22 protein-coding genes and 2 riboswitches are annotated in these 18857 nt (G+C 65.9%); of the genes, 7 read left to right on the forward strand and 15 right to left on the reverse strand.

The features are described 5' to 3' along the window. Positions 1-50 precede the first annotated feature (50 nt). Positions 51-794: a response regulator gene (locus A8950_RS10900; RefSeq protein ID WP_133613668.1), complete on the forward strand. Its 744-nt coding sequence runs from the start codon at positions 51-53 to the stop codon at positions 792-794. 17 nt (positions 795-811) lie between these two features. Then, positions 812-2152 carry an ATP-binding protein gene (locus A8950_RS10905; protein WP_133613669.1) on the forward strand — a complete coding sequence of 447 codons (1341 nt, stop codon included), beginning with the start codon at positions 812-814 and terminating at the stop codon, positions 2150-2152. A 10-nt stretch (positions 2153-2162) separates the two neighbouring features. On the opposite strand, the gene A8950_RS10910 is transcribed toward A8950_RS10905, so the two are convergent. From A8950_RS10910 to A8950_RS10945, 8 genes are all read right to left on the reverse strand, one after another. Continuing rightward, complete coding sequence (locus A8950_RS10910) at positions 2163-3503, reverse strand: GAF domain-containing protein (protein ID WP_133613670.1); 1341 nt, start codon at positions 3501-3503, stop codon at positions 2163-2165. After that, positions 3500-4003, reverse strand: coding sequence for a pyridoxamine 5'-phosphate oxidase family protein (locus A8950_RS10915; RefSeq protein ID WP_133613671.1), 504 nt, complete (start codon positions 4001-4003; stop codon positions 3500-3502). The genes A8950_RS10910 and A8950_RS10915 overlap by 4 nt, the downstream gene beginning before the upstream one ends. A gap of 141 nt (positions 4004-4144) precedes the next feature. Continuing rightward, positions 4145-4507: a tRNA-binding protein gene (locus tag A8950_RS10920; protein ID WP_133613672.1), complete on the reverse strand. Its 363-nt coding sequence runs from the start codon at positions 4505-4507 to the stop codon at positions 4145-4147. Between the two features lie 38 nt (positions 4508-4545). Next, positions 4546-5238: a lipoate--protein ligase family protein gene (locus A8950_RS10925; protein WP_133613673.1), complete on the reverse strand. Its 693-nt coding sequence runs from the start codon at positions 5236-5238 to the stop codon at positions 4546-4548. A gap of 21 nt (positions 5239-5259) precedes the next feature. Then, complete coding sequence (locus A8950_RS10930) at positions 5260-5490, reverse strand: lipoyl domain-containing protein (protein ID WP_133613674.1); 231 nt, start codon at positions 5488-5490, stop codon at positions 5260-5262. Further along, entirely contained in the window at positions 5487-6530 is a 1044-nt protein-coding gene (locus tag A8950_RS10935) for an alpha-ketoacid dehydrogenase subunit beta (protein ID WP_133613675.1), read from the reverse strand. The genes A8950_RS10930 and A8950_RS10935 overlap by 4 nt, the downstream gene beginning before the upstream one ends. Positions 6531-6542: 12 nt before the next feature. After that, positions 6543-7523: a thiamine pyrophosphate-dependent dehydrogenase E1 component subunit alpha gene (locus tag A8950_RS10940; protein ID WP_133613676.1), complete on the reverse strand. Its 981-nt coding sequence runs from the start codon at positions 7521-7523 to the stop codon at positions 6543-6545. A 52-nt stretch (positions 7524-7575) separates the two neighbouring features. Beyond that, positions 7576-8007 carry a 2,4'-dihydroxyacetophenone dioxygenase family protein gene (locus tag A8950_RS10945; RefSeq protein ID WP_166645115.1) on the reverse strand — a complete coding sequence of 144 codons (432 nt, stop codon included), beginning with the start codon at positions 8005-8007 and terminating at the stop codon, positions 7576-7578. Positions 8008-8158: 151 nt separating this feature from the next. Here A8950_RS10945 and A8950_RS10950 point away from each other — a divergent pair, with 151 nt between their 5' ends. Further along, positions 8159-9109, forward strand: coding sequence for an AraC-like ligand-binding domain-containing protein (locus tag A8950_RS10950; RefSeq protein WP_133613678.1), 951 nt, complete (start codon positions 8159-8161; stop codon positions 9107-9109). A gap of 34 nt (positions 9110-9143) precedes the next feature. Here A8950_RS10950 and gcvPB read toward each other — a convergent pair whose 3' ends face one another. From gcvPB to A8950_RS10980, 6 genes are all read right to left on the reverse strand, one after another. Continuing rightward, positions 9144-10682, reverse strand: a complete 1539-nt coding sequence (gene gcvPB, locus A8950_RS10955; protein ID WP_133613679.1) for an aminomethyl-transferring glycine dehydrogenase subunit GcvPB — start codon at positions 10680-10682, stop codon at positions 9144-9146. Continuing rightward, positions 10679-12025: an aminomethyl-transferring glycine dehydrogenase subunit GcvPA gene (gene gcvPA / locus A8950_RS10960; RefSeq protein ID WP_133613680.1), complete on the reverse strand. Its 1347-nt coding sequence runs from the start codon at positions 12023-12025 to the stop codon at positions 10679-10681. Before gcvPA ends, gcvPB begins: the two co-directional genes overlap by 4 nt. A gap of 24 nt (positions 12026-12049) precedes the next feature. Then, positions 12050-12427 (reverse strand): glycine cleavage system protein GcvH, encoded by a 378-nt coding sequence (gene gcvH / locus A8950_RS10965; RefSeq protein WP_133613681.1) that lies wholly within the window; start codon positions 12425-12427, stop codon positions 12050-12052. A gap of 78 nt (positions 12428-12505) precedes the next feature. Continuing rightward, positions 12506-13642, reverse strand: a complete 1137-nt coding sequence (gene gcvT, locus A8950_RS10970) for a glycine cleavage system aminomethyltransferase GcvT (RefSeq protein WP_133613863.1) — start codon at positions 13640-13642, stop codon at positions 12506-12508. Positions 13643-13719: 77 nt separating this feature from the next. Next, positions 13720-13849: riboswitch (glycine riboswitch) on the reverse strand. Positions 13850-13852: 3 nt separating this feature from the next. Next, positions 13853-13958: riboswitch (glycine riboswitch) on the reverse strand. A 99-nt stretch (positions 13959-14057) separates the two neighbouring features. Further along, a complete protein-coding gene (locus tag A8950_RS10975; RefSeq protein WP_133613682.1) occupies positions 14058-14648 on the reverse strand; it encodes a hypothetical protein in 591 nt (196 codons plus the stop codon). Between the two features lie 59 nt (positions 14649-14707). Then, positions 14708-14947 carry a CDGSH iron-sulfur domain-containing protein gene (locus A8950_RS10980; RefSeq protein WP_133613683.1) on the reverse strand — a complete coding sequence of 80 codons (240 nt, stop codon included), beginning with the start codon at positions 14945-14947 and terminating at the stop codon, positions 14708-14710. A gap of 316 nt (positions 14948-15263) precedes the next feature. Between A8950_RS10980 and ispH the strand changes: the two genes are divergently transcribed. The 4 genes from ispH to A8950_RS11000 are packed head-to-tail and all read left to right on the forward strand — an operon-like array spanning position 15264 to position 18205. Then, positions 15264-16208 carry a 4-hydroxy-3-methylbut-2-enyl diphosphate reductase gene (ispH, locus tag A8950_RS10985; RefSeq protein WP_133613684.1) on the forward strand — a complete coding sequence of 315 codons (945 nt, stop codon included), beginning with the start codon at positions 15264-15266 and terminating at the stop codon, positions 16206-16208. A gap of 22 nt (positions 16209-16230) precedes the next feature. Then, positions 16231-17205 (forward strand): homoserine kinase, encoded by a 975-nt coding sequence (locus A8950_RS10990; RefSeq protein ID WP_133613685.1) that lies wholly within the window; start codon positions 16231-16233, stop codon positions 17203-17205. Further along, positions 17205-17651: a ribonuclease HI gene (rnhA, locus tag A8950_RS10995; RefSeq protein ID WP_133613686.1), complete on the forward strand. Its 447-nt coding sequence runs from the start codon at positions 17205-17207 to the stop codon at positions 17649-17651. Before A8950_RS10990 ends, rnhA begins: the two co-directional genes overlap by 1 nt. Further along, positions 17648-18205, forward strand: a complete 558-nt coding sequence (locus A8950_RS11000) for a cysteine hydrolase family protein (protein ID WP_133613687.1) — start codon at positions 17648-17650, stop codon at positions 18203-18205. The genes rnhA and A8950_RS11000 overlap by 4 nt, the downstream gene beginning before the upstream one ends. Here A8950_RS11000 and grpE read toward each other — a convergent pair. After that, positions 18202-18813 carry a nucleotide exchange factor GrpE gene (gene grpE, locus A8950_RS11005; RefSeq protein WP_133613688.1) on the reverse strand — a complete coding sequence of 204 codons (612 nt, stop codon included), beginning with the start codon at positions 18811-18813 and terminating at the stop codon, positions 18202-18204. The genes A8950_RS11000 and grpE overlap by 4 nt on opposite strands. Positions 18814-18857: the final 44 nt, after the last annotated feature.

Raw genomic sequence — 18857 nt, forward strand, 5'->3', positions numbered from 1 at the left:
GTGGCCAAGGCGGGCGCCGTGGCGGGCGGCAAGACGGGCGGTATTCGGGCATGAGCCAGCATCCGGCGCATATCCTCATCGTCGATGACGACAAGCGGCTGCGCGAGTTGATCGGCCGTTACCTCACCGAACAGGGTTTCCGGGTGACGCTGGCCACCGATGCCGCCGATGCCAGGGCCAGGCTCGCCTCGATCAGCTTCGACCTCATCGTTCTAGACATCATGATGCCGGGCGAGACCGGGCTCGAGCTCACGCAATCGCTGCGGCTGGACAATGCCGTGCCGATTCTGCTGCTGACCGCCATGGGCGAGGTGCAGGACCGCATCAACGGCCTCGAACGCGGGGCCGACGACTATCTTTCGAAGCCGTTCGAGCCGAAGGAACTGGTGCTGCGCATCAATGCCATCCTGAAGCGCGCCCAGGCCGTCGCGGTGAAGCCGACCCCGGCCACCGGCACCGTCCGCTTCGGCGCCTTCGCTTTCGAAATTGCCCGCCGCCGCCTGTTGCGCAGCGGCGAAATCGTGCACCTGACCGAGGCGGAGTCCGACCTGCTGACACAATTGGCGCGCCGGGCCGGCGAGGCGGTGAGCCGCGACGAATTGCTGGCCCGCAACGGCGAGGCGGGTGGCGAGGTTGCAACGGAAAACGGCCATGAAAACGGGGCCGAATCCAATGCCTCGCGCCTGGTCGATGTGCAGATGACGCGCCTCCGGCGCAAGATCGAGGATGACCCCAGGTTTCCGCGCTATCTGCAGACGGTGCGCGGCATCGGCTATGTGCTCAGGCCGGATTGAGCCGGGCGGGCGCAACGATGCACAATCCCTTCCGCGACTGGCTGACCGGTTTCGAGCGCATGCTGCCGCGGAGCCTGCTCGGCCGCTCGATCCTCATCATCGTGACGCCGATCGTGCTGCTGCAGGTGGTGTCGGCCTGGGTCTTCTATGACAGTCACTGGGAAACGGTGACGCGCCGCCTCGCGCAATCGGTGGCAGGCGAGATCGGCGCCATCGTGCAGATGATGCCGCGCCACCCGACGGCAGAGGAATTGCAGCCGCTCTTTGCCATCGTCGATGACGATATGGGCCTGGAACTGACGTTCAAATCCGGCGAGATCCTGCCCAACGATCCCACCATCATGCGCCAGAACCTGGTCGACCAGCAGCTGGCCCGTGCCCTGGAATCGCGCGTCGAGCGGCCCTTCATCATCGACAGCCGCAGCCTCGAGAAGCTGATCGAGATCCATGTCCAGCTGGCGGACGGGGTGCTGCATGTGGTGGTGCCGCGTCGGCGGTTGTTCTCATCGACCACCTATGTCTTCCTGCTGTGGATGGTGGGGACGTCTCTGGCCCTGCTGACCGTCGCCACCTCGTTCATGCGTCACCAGGTACAGCCGATCAAGCGCCTTGCCCAGGCGGCCGAGGATTTCGGCAAGGGTCGCGAGATGGCGCCGTTCCGCCCCGACGGTGCCACCGAGGTTGCACTGGCCGGCCAGGCCTTCAACCTGATGCGCAACCGCATCCGCCGCCAGATCGTGCAGCGGACCGAGATGCTGGCCGGCGTCAGCCACGATCTGCGGACGCCGCTCACGCGCATGAAGCTGCAGCTTGCCATGATGGGTGACGGACCCGACATCGCCGATCTCAAGAAGGATGTCGCCGACATGGAGCGCATGATCGGCGCCTATCTGGCTTTCGCCCGCGGCGAGGGAACCGAGCACCCGCAGCCGACCGACATCGCCGCCCTGGTGGCCGATGTGGCGGGTGACGCCCGCCGCCACGGCGCCGACATCGAGCTTGCCCTGCCGGCCCGCGGCATCGTCGTGCCGTTGCGTCGCGATGCCTTTCGCCGGGCGCTGGGCAATGTGGTCGGCAATGCCCAGCGCTATGCCAGCCGGGTGGCCGTGACACTCGATCTGAAGCCGCGCCATGTCGAGGTGATGGTGGACGATAACGGTCCCGGCATTCCGGCGGGCGCCCGCGAGGACGTGTTCAAGCCGTTCTTCCGCCTGGAGCAGTCGCGCAATCCGGAGACGGGCGGGACCGGTCTTGGCCTCACCATCGCGCGTGACATCATCCGCGGCCATGGCGGCGATCTGGAACTCCAGGATGCGCCGGGCGGCGGCCTGCGAGCGGTGATTCGGGTGCCTTTGTAGCCCGGTCCGACTAGGCTTCCGCTTCGATCAATTGCACCGGCCGCGCCAGGACCAGGCGGACACGCCCGCGCCCGGCCTTGTCGAGGGCGATGTGGCGGCAGCGTTCCGCCAGGCGCTTGCGCAGCAGGATCAGGCGCGCCTCGAGATTCTCCGAGAATTCGGGCAGGCGGATCTGCGGCGACAGGCGCAACTCCTTGTTGCTGAATTCGGTGCGCCCGCCCTTGGCATACTCGCCCAGCAACAGCCACAGGATCGAGCCGGCAACGCCCTTGATGACATATTCGTCCTCGACGAACACGCTGTCATCCGCGGCGTAGTGGCGGATTACCAGCGGCGCACCGCTGTCCAGCGGCCGGGCGGTGCCGGCGGGCGGCGTGGCTTCCTCCGTTTCGCCGGACAGGCGGCAGATCGCCTCGGCGAGATGCCCGGCGAGGATCGCCAGCGCATCCTCCTCGTCATAGCCGAAGCGGCCCTCCTCCGGGCTTTCCGCGTAGAGGATGCCGAGGAGGCGGCCCTCCTGCAGCAGCGGCAACGCGATCTGGCTGGCACTGTGGCCGAGGCCGGGCAGGGGGATCTCGGTCTCCAGGCGATGTGCCAGCGGACTGGCGCGGAGCGCGTCGCGAATGGCGCGGCCATAGAGGTAGTCGCGCGTCGCATGGGCGATGCGAATCGGGGTCCGTTCGCGTGCCGCCACGCCGATGACGCCCTGGCCCGGCAGGATCTCGGCGCCGACGCCGGATTCCGGATAGCCATGGCTGGCCACGGTATAAAGCCGCTCGCCGCCGGCATCGGACATCAGCAGCATCACATGCGGCATCTGGAATTCTGCGGCCAGTTGTTCCATCAGGCAGGCAATCAGGCTGTCGAGGTCCCTCGCCGCCGCCAGCCGCGCCAGCGTCTGGCGCAAGGCGGCAAGCAGCGGTGTGCGTGGCAGCGGCGCCGGCAACTGATCCGGGCGCACGGTGTCGATCCGGATGACCTTGTAGACGTCGGCTCCCAAAAGGCGGAAGACGCCGGCCATCCCCTCATGGGAGGCGATGCCGGCCAGTTTGGCCTTCATCGCCTCGAACAATCCGCCCTCGCTCTCGGTCCGCAGGTAGTGGAGGTGCAGCCGGTGCTGCGCGCAGGTCTGCGGGTGCTTGAGGAGCACGGTGGCGCGCGGGTTGACCAGGATGTTGGCGCGGGTCTTGCTGAAGAACTGGTAGGAGATGGCGACGTGCTCGGCATCGACATAATGCACGTCGGAGATGACGCTGACATTGGGGATGCCATCGGCATCGCAGGTGGCAATCTCGGACGGAATCGTCCCTTCCAGGCTGGCGCGCAGGGCTGTCAAGGTGACCTCGCTCATGCCGCCGCGGCGGCAAAATCCGCCAGGTCGGTCAGGCGCTGTCCGGCGCCGGGCCCGGGTGTCTGCTGGAAAACGTCGCGTGGTCTGAAAACCAGGGTCACGAAGGGGCCGGATTCCGGCGCGCTGAAATAACCCTGGGCCGGCCCTTCGGGATAGCCGAGCGCCACCAGCTCGGCCGATGTCTGGCGATAATGGCGCGCACGCTCGCGTGCATCCTGCGCGTCGAAGGGAGCAGCGCGGCCGTCATTGCCCTTGATCTGCAGCGAGCGGAAACTGCGAACGTCGCTGAAGACGGCGGCGATCTCGCCATTGGCGGCAAGATCGGCCAGCAGCGGCTGCGCCTCGTCGGCGAGGACGAACAGCCGCAGGACCTGTTCCTTTGCCTGCCAGCGGCAGCCATAGGCGTGGCACAGGCTGGGCACATGGGTGGCGTCGCGGGTCGCCACCGACATGGCGACCGGTCCCTTGATCAGGGCAAGGATGGCGGGGTCGAGTTTCATGAGGCTTCGGCACCAGATGATGTGTCCGTTGCCTGGGAAGATAGGATCGGCACCGAATCCGGTCGAGTGCGCGCCGTCACGGTCGGGTCCGCCGGCTTGAACCGGGAGCCGGCCCAAACCGACACATTCGCCTGCCGCCGGTCAATAGAGCCGGCCGCCATTGGGCACGTCGAGGCTGGGTGCCACCAGCACCACCTCGCCCTCCGCATCCGGAAATCCCAGCACCAGTACTTCGGACATGAACTTGCCGATCTGCTTCTTCGGAAAATTCACCACCGCCGCCACCTGCCGGCCGGGCAGTTCATCAAGGGCATAGCGCTTCGTGATTTGGGCCGACGAGCGTTTCATTCCGATCTCGGGCCCGAAATCGACGGTCAGCTTGTAGGCCGGACGCCGCGCCTCCGGATAGGGCTCGGCGGCGACGATCGTGCCGACCCGGATATCGACCTTGCGGAAGTCGTCATAGCTGATTTCGGCGGCAATCGGTTCCGGCTGGCTGGTCATGGATTCCGTCTCGGGTCGCGCAGGTTCCTGCCAGCGATCTAACCGGGGAGCGGCGTCGTGCGCAAGGCATCGCGGAAGATTGCCGCGACAATATCCAGGACCGACTCGCGGCCGAGATGGCTGGCGAGCGAGGTCGCCGCCCCGGGGCGCCAGCGCCGTTCTGGCATGAATGCATCCTCGAAGGCGGCAAGGGCATCGAAGGGGCGGGCGAGTTCGCCTTCGACCAGCAGGCAGGCATGAGCGAGGATCGCCTGGCCGCCGCCTGTGGCGCGCTTGCGGCGCTGGGCGACGCCGGCGATCTTGCGACCACCCAGCGCAAGGTCATAGCGGCCGGGGCAGAAGGCATCGGCGATCTCGCCCGTCTCGACTGCGAGGCCGAGTTCACCGAGGGCACGGGCGAGCAGATCGGCCAGGTGCCGGTAGGCATCGTCGATCGACCATGGGTTCCCAGGGCCAATGCGATAGGCGAGGGCGATGTTGAGCATGCCGTGAAATTGCGCCACCGGGGCGCCGCCGGTCGCGCGCACAAGGACCGGCCAGCCACGCGCAAGGGAAGCCGCCGCTGCCGGCTCGAAGCCGGCGAGGGCGGCCACCCGCGACGGCACGATCAGCGCCTCGTCCATACGCCAAAGGCGTGCAGCGGCCTGGGCACCGGCGGCAACCCCGTCCAGCAATTCGGCTTCTCCGGCCAGCGCCGGTTCCGCTGCCGCCGGTACCAGGTTGTCGATCAATCGGAAGATGGCGGCAACCCGTCAGGCGATGGCGGCGATGATGCTGCCGCGCTTGAAGGGCTGTTCCGCCGGCACGCGGATCCGCAGGATGCCGGCAGCCGGGGCCGTCACGTCGAAACTGGTCTTTTCCACCATCACCTCGGCAATCAGATCGCCTGCGCGCACCGCATCACCATCGGCAAAGAGCCAGGCGGAGACGGCACCCTCGATCTCACCTTCCCAGAGATCGGCGGGAATCACCACCGGAATCATCGGCCTGCCCGCACGATCTGCCGGGCTGTGGCGACAATCTTTGCCGCGCTGGGCAGGGCGGGATGCTCCAGCGCCGGGCTGAAGGGGATCGGGATGTCGGGAAAGGCGATGCGCCGTGGCGGCGCCTTCAGTGCAACGCCCGATTCCACCACCGAGGCGATGATCTCGCCCGAGACGCCGAAGCTCTGATAATCCTCGTCAACCACCAGCAGGCGCCCGGTCTTTGCCGTCGAGGCGATGATGGTGGCGCGGTCGAGCGGCACCAGGGTGCGAAGATCGACCACCTCCGCCGCGATGCCTTCTTCGCCGAGACTCTGGGCGGCGTCGAGCGCCAGATGTACGCCGGCCCCCAGGCTGACGATGCAGATGTCGTTGCCGGCCCGGCAGATCGCTGCCTGGCCGAAGGGGATCTCATAGGCATCCTCGGGCACGTCGGTGATGCTGCCCTGCACCGTGCCGAGCCAGCCCATGCCCTGCAGCGCCTTGTGGAACATGAAGATCACCGGGTTGTCGTCGCGGATGGCCCGGATCATCAATCCCTTGGCGTCATGTGCGTTGCTGGGGACCACCACCTTCATGCCGGGGAGATGGGCAAAGGTGCCATAGAGGCACTGGCTGTGCTGCCCGGCATCGCCATAGCCGCCGCCGACCGAGGTCATCAGCACCAGCGGCACCGGCGACTGGCCGCCGGAGAAATAGCAGTTCTTGGCGGCGAGGTTGTAGATCGCATCCATGCAGACGCCGAAGAAGTCGACGAACATCAGTTCGACCACCGGCCGCAGGCCGACCGCCGCCATGCCGACGGCGGCGCCAATGAAGCCGGTCTCGGAAATAGGCGTGTCGCGCACCCGTGCCGGACCGAATTCATCAAGCAGACCTCGGGTATTGCCGAAGACGCCGCCGAGGGCGGCGATATCCTCGCCCAGCACCAGCACCGAATCGTCGCGGCGCATCTCCTGGGCGATCGCCTCGGCCATCGCCTTGGCGATGGTGAGGTTGCGCCGCGTCCGGTTGGGCAGGATGGTGGCGGTTGCGGTCATGACACTCTCCCCTCAGGCGAAGACTTTTTCATAGGCCTGCTCGGGCACCGGATAGGCTGCCGCGCGCGCCTTGGAGATCGCCCGGTCGACCAGCGCTTCCGCCTCATCGGTGAGAGCACGGTCCGCCGTCGGGTCCAGGATGCCGAGGCCGAGCAGCTTCGCGCGCAGCTGCGGAATAGGGTCGGTCAGAGCCTCCTTCTCGCCCTTGGGCCGATAACCTTCCGCATCGCCAATGAAATGTCCGGCCAGGCGGTGGGTCTCGATCTCGATCAGGCTGGGTCCCTCGCCAGCACGGGCCCGGGCGATGGCGGCGCCGGCCACGGCGAAGATCGCCTCCGGATCGTTGCCGGCGACGCGGTGCCCCGGCATGCCATAGGCGGCGGCGCGGGCATCGTTTTGCGGCACTGCCGTGGATTGCGCCTTGGCGACCGAGATCCCCCAGGCATTGTCCTCGATCACGATGACCACCGGCGCCTGCCAGATTGCGGCGAGGTTGAGCGATTCGTGAAAGGCGCCCTGATTGGCCGCCCCTTCGCCGATGAAGGAGACGGCGACGCGCCTTTCATTGCGCAGCTTGAAGGCGGTGGCAGCCCCCACCGCCGGCCCCATCCCTTGCGCGATGATGCCGGAACAACAGAAATTCACCGCGGCGTCGAATATGTGCATATGGCCGCCACGACCACCGCTCAAGCCCGTTGCCTTGCCGAAGATCTCGGCTGCCATGGCGTCGAGATCGACCCCCTTGGCGATGGCAATGTGGTGCGGCCGGTGGGTCGCGGTGACGAAATCGCCGGCATCGAGATGCGCACAGACGCCCACGGCGCAGGGTTCCTGGCCGTTGGAGAGGTGCATCTCGCCCGGAATAGGGCCATTCGCCATGTTGAAGACTGGCGACTTGCCCTCGAAATAGGCGGCGGCGATCCGTTCCTCGAAAATGCGGGACTTCACCATGGTCTGGTACATCCAGAGCCATTGCTTTGGACTCGGGCGCATCGGACGCCTCCCCTGATGTGATGCCGGTTGAGGTGTTGCCAGGACGAAGATGTCAGGCGGCCAGGGCTTGTTTCGCCTGCGCGTCGGCAAAGAATTTCCAGTCGAGCATCATGATGATCGACTTGTCCGGGTTCACGAAGGCAACCGGGCCGTGATTGGCGAACCAGAGAACCGTGTCTTCCAGGAATTCGGTGCGCTCGTGATAGACGCCGAGCGGCTCATAGCCGTAATCGCCGGCGCGGGCGATGCCGGCGCGGTAGTCCATGACGCCCTTCAGCATCAGATATTCGCCGGCGCCGTAATGGAAATGCGGCGCGAAACTGGAGCCCTTGTCGCATTTGAAAAGAACGGTCCAGGTGCCGGTCTCGGGGCTGACCCGCAGCACCTTGAAGGCGATGGCATCGGTGAATGGAATCCACGCCATCTTTTCGGTTTCGCACAGGATGTCGGCGGGATTGCTGTCCGCCGGAAGCGCATCGGCCATTGTCGGTTTCCTTCCAGTTTGTTCCAGAAACTCGTTGATTTGACTGGTTCCGGATTCTGCAGGACAGTATGGCGATGCACTGCCGCTCAGGTCTTGCCGGAGCGGGACGCAAAACTTGCTCCAGCCTGCCAAGCCCTCGAAGAGGCCAGCCATGCAGCCGGGTATCCAGGAAAGCATGATCCAGTCGACCTCCGTCCTGCCGCCGGCGCGGCAATATGACTGGTGGCGCGAGGCGGTTTCCGACACGCATCTCGGCTGGGACCTGCCGCGCCGCGACGCCGGCGATTTCCGGGCGCGCTTCCGGCACCAGGATTTCGGCCGGGCGCAGATCGTGCACTGTGCCTGCGACCCCTGCCATGGCCGCCGCGGCCGTCACGAGATCGGGCAATCGCATGAGCCGTCCTTCGGCCTGCTCTATATCCTGAAAGGCCGCGAAAGCCTCAACCAGGCGGGCCGCGAGATCGTGCTCGAAGCCGGTTCCTTCACCCTGTGGGATTCGACCCGGCCGATCGAGTTCGGCCTGCCGGACGAGTTGGAGAAGATTACCCTGCTGGTGCCGCAGGAGGCCGTGACCGACCTGCTGCCCATGGCGGCCGATCTGGTCATGCGGCCGATCAGCGGCAGGCGCGGTCGCGGCGCGTTGCTGACAACCCATCTGCGCGCCCTGGCCCGGGAAGGAGCTGCCCTGCCGGCTGGGCTGCAGGCGCCGGTCCTGCGCGCGACACTCGACCTGCTGGTCGCGGCGATCGAGCCGGAAGCGGAATCAGGCGAAGGTGCCTATCAGCGCGCGCTCCGCGCGCGCATCCAGGATTTCGTGCTCGCGCGCCTCAACGACCCTGCCCTGGGGCCGGAACTGGTGGCGGCATCGCTCGGTCTCTCGGCGCGGCAGGTGCATCGCCTGTTCAATGCCGGCGGCATCACCCTCGACCGCTGGATCTGGCGCCAGCGCCTGCAGCGCTGCCGCGACGAGTTGAAGGCGCGACCGCACGCCTCGATCAGCGAGATCGCTTATCAATGGGGCTTCAGCGATTCGGCCCATTTCAGCCGTGCCTTCAAGGCGGCCTTCGGCCTCTCGCCCAGGGCCTTCCGCAAGGATCCATAGGGGCCGCATCCGCCGGCGATGACGGCCCCCGCGGCTATTCCGCCGCCTGCTTGGTTTCCTCCGGCTTCCAGCGCAGGATCGGCTGGCGCGCGGCCAGCGTTTCATCCAGGCGCCGGCGCGGCGTGTGATAGGGGGCGCCGCGGAAATACTCGGCGTCGCCCATCTTGGCGCGCTTGGCGAGGCCCTTCACCACGCCGATATAACGATCGAGGCCGATCTTGCTTTCGGTTTCTGTCGGCTCCATCAGCAGGGCGCCATGGACGACCAGGGGGAAATACATGGTCATCGGGTGATAGCCCTCGTCGATCATCGCCTTGGCGAAATCGAGGGTGGTGACGCCGGTGCCTTCGAGGAAGTCGTCATTGAACAGCGCCTCGTGCATGCAGGTGCCGGGGAAGGCGGCGGTGAGTTCGTCGCGCAGGCAGGCGAGGAGATAGTTCGCATTGAGGACCGCATCGCCCGAGACCTGGCGCAGGCCGTCGGCGCCGTGGCTCAGCATGTAGGATAGCGCGCGGGTGAACATGCCCATCTGGCCATGGAAACCCTTGAGGCGGCCGAACGACCCCTTTGGTCCATCCGGACCGTCATCATGCTCGACCAGATCGAAGCCGTTGGCGCCGTGGGTGACGTAGGGCAGTGGCGCATAGGGGGCGAGCGCCGCCGACAGCACGACCGGGCCGGAACCCGGCCCGCCGCCGCCATGGGGTGTCGAGAAGGTCTTGTGAAGATTGATGTGCATGGCGTCGACGCCGAGATCGCCCGGCCGCACGCGGCCGACGATGGCGTTGAAATTGGCGCCGTCGCAGTAGAAGTAGCCACCCACTCCATGGATCGCATCGGCGATGTCGACGATGTCGTTCTCGAACAGGCCGCAGGTATTCGGGTTGGTGATCATGGTGCCGGCGACATCGGGGCCGAGCTTCGCCTTGAAGGCGGCAAGGTCGACGCGGCCGCGCTCATCCGCCGGGACCGGATCGACCTCGTAGCCAATGCTGGCGGCGGTGGCCGGGTTGGTGCCGTGGGCGGATTCCGGTACCAGGATGCGCTTCCTGGCGTCGCCCTTGGCGAGATGCGCGGCGCGGATGGCCAGCATGCCGCAAAGCTCGCCATGGGCGCCGGCGGCCGGCGACATGGCGACGGCCGGCATGCCGGTCAGGGTCTTCAGCCAGTGTGCCAGGGTATCGATCAGTTCCAGCGCCCCCTGCACGGTCGAGACGGGCTGCATCGGATGCAGGTCGGCGATTCCTTGCAGGCGCGCCATCTTCTCGTTGAGGCGCGGATTGTGCTTCATGGTGCAGGAGCCCAAAGGATAGACCGACATGTCGATCGCGTAGTTCTTCTGGCTCAGCTTGGTGTAGTGGCGCACCACCTGCGGCTCGGCGAGACCCGGCAGGCCGATCGCGCCCTTGCGCTTCAAGCTGCCCAGGCGTTCCTTGTGCTGCGGCACGTCGGGCAGGTCGACGCCGGATCGGCCCTTTACGTCCATCTCGAAGATCAGCGGCTCCTCGATCATCAGGCCGCGATTGCCCGAGATGGTATCGGTGTTCACGTTCACATTGGCGGGCGCGCTCATGCCAGCACCTCCTTGAGGCCGCTCTCGAGCGCGGCCATGTCGTCGTCGCTATTGAGTTCCGTCGCCGCCACCAGCAGCAGGTTCTCCGCCTCCGGGGCGGGATGCAGGCGGAAGACCGGTACGCCGCCGAGGATGCGCTTCTTCGCCAGCGCCTCGACCACCGGCACGGCCGGTTTCGGCAAGGCCAGGGTGAACTCGTTGAAGAATGTGTCGTTCAGCAGCTTGACGCCGGGCAGGGCGGCAAGTCGATCGGCTAGCCGGCTCGCCTTGGCGTGGTTGAGAGCGGCCAGCTTCGCAAGCCCCGCTTCGCCCAGCAGGGTGAGGTGCATGGTGAAGGCCAGCGCGCAGAGGCCGGAGTTGGTGCAGATGTTGCTGGTCGCCTTCTCGCGCCTGATATGCTGCTCGCGGGTGGAGAGGGTAAGGACCCAGCCACGCCTGCCATCGACATCGACGGTCTGGCCGGCAAGGCGCCCCGGCATCTGCCGCAGGTATTTTTCGCGCGCCGCAAAGAGGCCGACATAGGGCCCGCCGAAGCCCAAGGGATTGCCGAGTGACTGGCCTTCGGCGACGACGATGTCGGCACCCATCTCGCCGGGCGGCGTCACCAGCCCGAGGGAGACGATCTCGGTCACGGCAACGATCAAAAGGGCGCCCGCCGCGTGGACCGCCTCGGCGAGCCTGGTGAAATCCGAGAGATGGCCGAAGAAGCTGGGATTCTGCACGACCACGCAGGAAACATCCGGCCCCAGTTGCGCAACCAGATCCTCCTTGCCCTTTGCATCCAGCGGCGCCACCACGGTTTCGAAGCCGGTGTGGTGGCCGTGGGTGACGACCACGTCGCGATAATGCGGATGCAGACCGCCGGAGAGCACGGCCTTTTTCCGCCGCGTGACGCGGTTCGCCATGGCGACCGCTTCCGTTGTCGCCGTGGCGCCGTCATACATCGAGGCGTTGGCGACATCCATCGCGGTGACGAGCGCCACCTGGGTCTGGAATTCGAACAGGTATTGCAGCGTGCCCTGGGCCACTTCGGGCTGGTAGGGCGTGTAGGAGGTGAGGAATTCGCCGCGCTGGATGAGGTGATCCACCGCCGCCGGGATGTGATGGCGATAGGCGCCCGCACCCAGGAAGCTCGGCGCCTCCGAGGTGCCGAGATTCTTGCGCGCCATGCCGCCGATGACGCGCTCCACCTCCATCTCCGGCAGATGATTGGTAAGCCCCGCAATCGGCTGGGCCAGCAGTTTTTCCTTTGGCACGTCGCCATAAAGGGCGTCGATCGAGGGAACGCCGATCTTCGCCAGCATCACCTGGCGGTCGGCATCAGTCTGCGGCAGGAAGCGCATGATGCGTCCGATCCTCTCTCTGGCTCAATGCAGGCCGTCGCAATAGGCCTTGTAGGCGGCCTCATCCATCAATTCGTCGAGCTCGGCCTTGCTGGCGATGCGGAGCTTGGCAAACCAGCCCTTGCCCAGCGCGTCCTCGTTGACCGTGCCGGGCGCGTCGCCGAGGGCCGCGTTGACCTCGACCACCTCGCCGCCCACCGGCGCATAGACCTCGGAGGCTGCCTTGACCGATTCGACCACCGCAAGCTCCTTGCCCTTCTCGACTTTCTTGCCGATGGCCGGCAGGTCGACGAACACCACATCGCCCAACTGCTCCTGGGCATAGGGGCTGATGCCCACCGTGGCGACATCGCCCTCAAGCTTCACCCACTCATGTTCCTTGCTGAAGCGAATACCGCTCATCCCTGATATCTCCTCTGTTTTCGCGCGCGTCCTGCTGGGATCGTCGCGCTTTTCTCCGGTGAAACTGACCATGATGACTTAGCCGCGATGGTAGCGATGCGGCACGAAGGGCATCGGCGCCACCTTCGCCGGCAGGGCCTTGCCGCGCACCATCAGGTTGAGTTGCGTGCCGTCGGCGGCCTGTGCCGTCGCCACATAGCCCATGGCGATCGGCGCGCCGAGGCTGGGCCCGAAGCCGCCGGACGTGACCTCGCCGATGGTTGCGCCGTTCTGGTCCGAGATTTCGGTATGGGCGCGGGCCGGCGCCTTGCCCTCGGGCAGGATACCGACACGGCGGCGTGCTGGACCGTCGCGCAATTGCTGCTGCACGATGGCAGCACCGGGGAAGCCGCCTTCCTCGCGGCGGCGCTTCTGCATCGCCCAGACTAGGTTCGCCTCGACCGGATTCGTGGCCGGGCCGATGTCGTTGCCGTGCAGGCAGAGCCCGGCCTCGAGGCGGAGCGAGTCGCGCGCACCCAGCCCGACCGGCCTTACCGCGGCATCGGACAGCAGGCGCTGCGCCAGATCGTGCACGGCGCCGTCCGGTACCGAGATCTCGAACCCGTCCTCGCCGGTATAGCCGGAGCGCGTGGCGAGGCAGGGGATCCCGGCCACATCCAGCGCGGTCCCTTGCATGAAGGTAAGTGCGGCGCTGCCGGGTGCGTGGCGGATGAGGACCGCCGCCGCCTGCGGTCCCTGCAGCGCGATGAGCGAGCGGTCGGCGATCACCTCGATGTCGCAGGCCTTGTCGAGATGCGCCCTGAGATGCGCGATATCGGCCAGCTTGCAGCCGGCATTCACCACCATGAAAAGATGGTCGCCATCATCGCCGGCACCCATCCTTGTCACCATCAGGTCGTCGAGGATGCCGGCGCGGTCGTCGAGAAAAAAGGAATAGCGCTGCTGGCCGGGTTTCAGATTGATGAAATCGGCCGGGCAGAGCTTCTCGAGCGCCGCCGCCACGGTCGCGAAATCCTTCGCCCGGAGGCGGATCTGGCCCATATGAGAAACGTCGAACAGTCCGGCGGCCGCGCGCGTGTGCTGGTGTTCGGCCAGGATGCCGGCGGGATATTGAACCGGCATGTCATAACCGGCAAACGGCACCATCCTGGCGCCCAGAGACAGGTGCAGGTCATATAGGGCGGTGCGATGAAGGGCCTGGTCGGTCCCGCTGATGGCGCTCACGCTTAGAATCCTTCCGACAGATGGCGACCGCGACCGGGCGTCCTTGCCGGACAGCCCGCGCGACCCCCCTCTGTCTTCGGAACCTGAGAGATTGGCCGTCGGCCCCGCGCGCCGCAACCGGGCGCGCCTGTAGGAAGGCTGGCGGTTTACTCCTTCGGTGGGATGAAGCCCAGGTGTGGGGCCATCCGCTTTCCAGAGTTTTTCCCCGCATCGGTCCTTTTGCCTGAGAGTTTCCGGGGGCGGTTGCTCCTTCGGCGCTCATCGCTGGTCACTCTGGCCAGTCCTGAGTCTCTCCCGACGCGGGTTTTGCCGCCGGCAAGATGGGCTGGCGGCGGATGTTCCGTCAAGGACTATCCGCTGGGCGCCATATTTTTGTGCAGTTGCGGCACGAACTGCCACGGCTGCTTCATTGCAGCGGGTTGCGGCGATTGTAATCGAGTTCCTGAGGCGTCAGCTCCAGGCTGATCCAGATGCGATAGAAATCGCCGTTCTCGCCCTGGTTCAGCGGCGTATAGACCAGGACCTCGTCCTGGATGGTTCCCTGGACCCGCGAGGCGGTGAAGGGAATCTCGACATCCATCAGCTGGTCGCCTGGCAGCAGCTGGCCGCCCGGACCGGTGACGCCGACCCGATAGCGGAACCGGGCAGCGCTGTCCGGGTTGTTGGGGCCGCGGGAAGCGCCGAATTCCAGCTGTATCTCGGAGCGTATCGTGGTGGCGCCGGTCGAGCGGTTCTCCTCGTAGTAGCAGAGCGATTTGGAACGCGTGATGCGTGCCTCGAACGAGGTATTGGTCAGGTCCTCGGCTGGCCCGGCAAAGCGCGTGAGATAGGACGCGTCATTCACCACGCGTACCTGCGGACAGGGCCGGCTGCGCGGTGAACCCTCATCGCTGCTGCAGGCGGCGAGCAGCCCGGCCCCGGCGAGGAGCGCCAGAACCGGGGCGGCAAGCTTCCTGGCCGGGCGGAGCTGCCATGCGAGTCGTTTGGTGCCGAGCATCTTTGTCCTTTCCGAGGTTCCGCGACCGCTTGCGGGTATGCAGGCCGTTCGGGTGCCTGTCAGAGCCTGTTGTGGGTGCCATCGCAGAGGGGTTGTTTTGCGCTGTTCTTGCAGCCGCAGAAGAAGACCGTCTTGGCGTCGCCGGCCTGGAACTTCACCGGCGAAAGGCCGGTTCCCTGATGCGAGCCGTCGCAGAAGGGTTGCTTGCTGCTGCGGCCGCAGGCGCACCAGAAATAGGTTTTGCCGGCCTCGACCTCGACCTTGAAAGGCGCCTTCTGCGCGATCTGCGGCTCGGACATGCGACTTTCTCCTTTCTGACGGTGGATGCGGGCCAAACACTTGATGTGCCGGGGCCAGTATCTACCGGGACCGGCATTTACCAGCACCAGGAATTACCGGCAGCAGGAATGTTAAATTCCGATTGCCGCGACGATGCTAGGTCGGTGCCGGACTTTAGTGAAGCCGGCGCGATCGGACAACCGGTACGGCGCTGCCCCGGCAAAACCGCGCCATCGCCGCTACCGCCGCGCATTAGACATTGCCTCGCAAGTCCAAAACCCTATATTCCGGGAAAGAGCGACACATCCCGGCGCCGGAAACCAAGACCCGGAAGACATGACAAAGTCCAAACTGACCGTCTACCTGGCTGCGCCGCGCGGCTTTTGCGCCGGCGTCGACCGCGCCATACAGATCGTCGAGCGCGCATTGGAGCGCTATGGCGCCCCGGTCTATGTCCGCCACGAGATCGTCCACAACCGCCATGTGGTCGAGACGCTGGAGCGCAAGGGTGCCGTCTTCGTCGAGGAACTGGACGAGATTCCGGGCAAGTTCCCGGTGGTCTTTTCTGCCCATGGTGTGCCGAAATCGGTGCCCGAAGATGCCGAGCGGCGCGAACTCATGTATCTCGACGCCACCTGCCCGCTGGTCTCCAAGGTGCACCGCGAGGCCGAGGGCCATCATGCCGCCGGCCAGCACATCATCCTGATCGGCCATGCCGGCCATCCCGAGGTGATCGGCACGATCGGGCAATTGCCGGACGGCGCCGTCACCCTGGTCGAGACGGCCGAGGATGCCGAGAGGCTGTCCGTCGGCGATCCGGACAATCTCGCCTATATCACCCAGACAACCCTTTCCATCGACGACACCATCGGCATCATCGCCGTCCTGAAGCGGCGTTTTCCCAACATCCACGGACCGCGCAAGGAAGACATCTGCTACGCCACCACCAACCGCCAGCAGGCGGTCAAGGCGATCGCGGAAAAGTGCGACCTGATGCTGGTGATCGGCGCGCCGAATTCGTCGAACTCGCGGCGCCTGGTCGAAGTCGCGGTCTCGGCCGGATGTCCCTCCGCCTATCTGGTGCAGAAGGCGGCCGAGATCGACTGGCGCTGGTTCCAGGATGTCCGCACCGTCGGCATCACGGCCGGCGCCTCGGCACCGGAGATCCTGGTGCAGGAAGTGATCGCCGCCCTCAGGGACCGGTTCGAGATCGATACCGACGAGGTGTCGGTAACCACCGAGACGACGCATTTCAAACTGCCCCGCGCCCTCACAGCCTGAGCCCCGATCGGAAGCCTAGTCCATGGCCGTCTATACCGAAGTGCCGGATGGCGAACTGGCGGCCTTCATTGCCGCCTATGACATCGGCGATGTCGTCTCCTGCAAGGGGATTGCCGAGGGCGTCGAGAACTCCAACTACATCCTGCACACGACCGGTGGCAGCTATATCCTGACGCTCTATGAAAAGCGCGTGCACAAGGAGGACCTGCCCTTCTTCCTCGGCCTGATGGAGCATCTGGCGGAAAAGGGCCTCAACTGCCCGACGCCGATCAAGGCCAGGGACGGCGTGGCGCTGCGCGAATTGTGCGGCCGGCCGGCGGCCCTCATCTCGTTCCTCGAGGGCATGTGGCCGCGCCGACCGACCGAGAAGCACTGCCAGCAGGTGGGCGTGGCGCTGGCCGATCTCCATCTGAAGGGCGCCGATTTCCCGATGCAGCGGCCCAACAATCTGTCGGTCGAAGGCTGGCGGCTCCTGGTTGCCAGTACGAAGGACCGCGCCGACGAGGTGAAACCGGGCCTCGGCCAGGTCATTACGGCCGAGCTCGATCATCTGGCTGGGAATTGGCCGACCGGCCTGGCACGCGGCGTCATCCATGCCGACCTCTTTCCCGACAATGTGTTCTTCATCGGCGAGCGGCTGTCCGGTCTGATCGACTTCTACTTCGCCTGCACCGATTTCCTCGCCTATGACCTTGCCATCTGCCTCAACGCCTGGTGCTTCGAGGCCGCAAGTGGCGGCAGGGCGGGCGAATTCAACGTGACCAAGGCGCGGCTCATGATCGAGGGCTATCGCCGCCTGCGACCCCTCTCGGATGATGAACTTGCGGCCCTGCCGCTGCTGGCGCGCGGTTCGGCGCTGCGCTTCCTGCTGACGCGCCTCTATGACTGGCTCAACCATCCGCCGGGCGCCTTCGTGCAGCCGAAGGATCCCCTGGAATACCTCAAGAAACTGACCTTCCATCAGCAGGCGCGGAGTGTCGCGGCCTATGGCTTGTGATGTCTGATCTCAAGACCGTCGACATCTTCACCGATGGTGCCTGTTCCGGGAATCCGGGGCCGGGCGGCTGGGGCGCCCTGCTGCGCTATGGCGCCACCGAGAAGGAATTGTCGGGCGGCGAGAAGGAAACCACCAACAACCGCATGGAACTTATGGCGGCGATCGCCGCGCTGGAGGCCCTCAAAGGGCCGGTGCGGGCGCGGCTCCATACCGACAGCCAGTACGTGAAGAACGGCATCACGGCCTGGATCCATGGCTGGAAGAAAAACGGCTGGCGGACCGCCGACAGGAAGCCGGTCAAGAATGTCGATCTGTGGCAGCGCCTGGATGCGGCGCTGAAGGATCACAAGGTCGAATGGATCTGGGTCAAGGGCCATGACGGCCATGTCGAAAACGAACGCGCTGACGCGCTGGCACGCAGTGCCATTCCGGGGAGATCAGCATGACCACGGCCCTCGTCATCATCGATCTGCAGAAGGACATCCTGAAAGGCCTGGGATCGCCGCAACGGCAGCCCGTGCTGGACAGCGCGGTGGACGCTGTGGTGGCGCGCATGGCTTCCCTGCAGCGACTGGCCCGCGAGACGAACGTCCCGGTCGTCGTCGTGCAGCATGACGGCAGGCCGGACCATCGCCTGGGCCGCGGCAAGCCGGGCTGGGAATTGCGCCCGGAAATCGCGCCGCTGGGGAACGACACGCTGATTCACAAGCAGGCGAGCGATTCCTTCTTCGAGACGGGGCTTGATGCCGCGCTGAAGGCGAAAGGAGTCTCCCGCATCGTGCTGGGCGGCTGCATGAGCCAGTATTGCATCGATACGACCGCGCGCCGGGCGGTGACGCTGGGCTATGACGTGACGCTGGTCGCCGACGGCCATGCCACTGCTGATGCAGGGGCGCTCAGCGCGGAACAGATCTCTGCGCACCACAACCTGCTGCTCGACGGTTTTGGTGCCGGCGGCCGGACCATCAGCGTGATGAAGGCCGACAAGATCGGCTTCTAGGCCACCGTGTCGACGTGGGGCGGCTGGTCGCCAGCCGGCTTCGGCTCGCCTTTGGCGACGCCGACCAGTGCCGGGCGCAGCAGGCGATCGTGCATGACATAGCCCGCCTGCAATACCTGGACCACGGTGCCCTGCGGCTTGTCGGTGCCCGGGACCTCGAACATCGCCTGGTGCAGATTGCTGTCGAACTTCTCGCCTTCCGGCCAGATGCGCTTGATGCTCTGCCTCGTAAAGGCGGCGTCGAGCTGACGCTCGGTCGCCGAGACGCCGTCATAGAGGTTCTTCAATGCCTCGTCGCTGGCCAGCGCCTCGGCGGGGATGGCGGCAAGGGCGCGGGCGAGATTGTCGGCGACCCCCAGCATCTCCTTGGCGAAATTGCTGGCGGCGTACTTCGCGGTCTCGTCGCGCTCGCGCGTCAGGCGCCGGCGGGTGTTCTCGGTCTCGGCCACGGCGCGCAGCAGCTGGTCCTTGAGCGCGGCGATCTCGGCCTGCAGCCCGGCGACGTCGCCGACGGCATCAAGATTGATTTCGGCACCCGGATTGACCGGGTTGTCGATCGCGTCTGTTTCGGGCGCGGTTTCGGCAGTCTTTTCGTTCTGGGCCGACATGACGGTTGCTCAACTCCTGACCAAGATGCTGTGTCGCTATGCTG

This window comes from Dongia mobilis, assembly GCF_004363235.1.
In the GTDB taxonomy this organism is placed as follows: domain Bacteria; phylum Pseudomonadota; class Alphaproteobacteria; order Dongiales; family Dongiaceae; genus Dongia; species Dongia mobilis.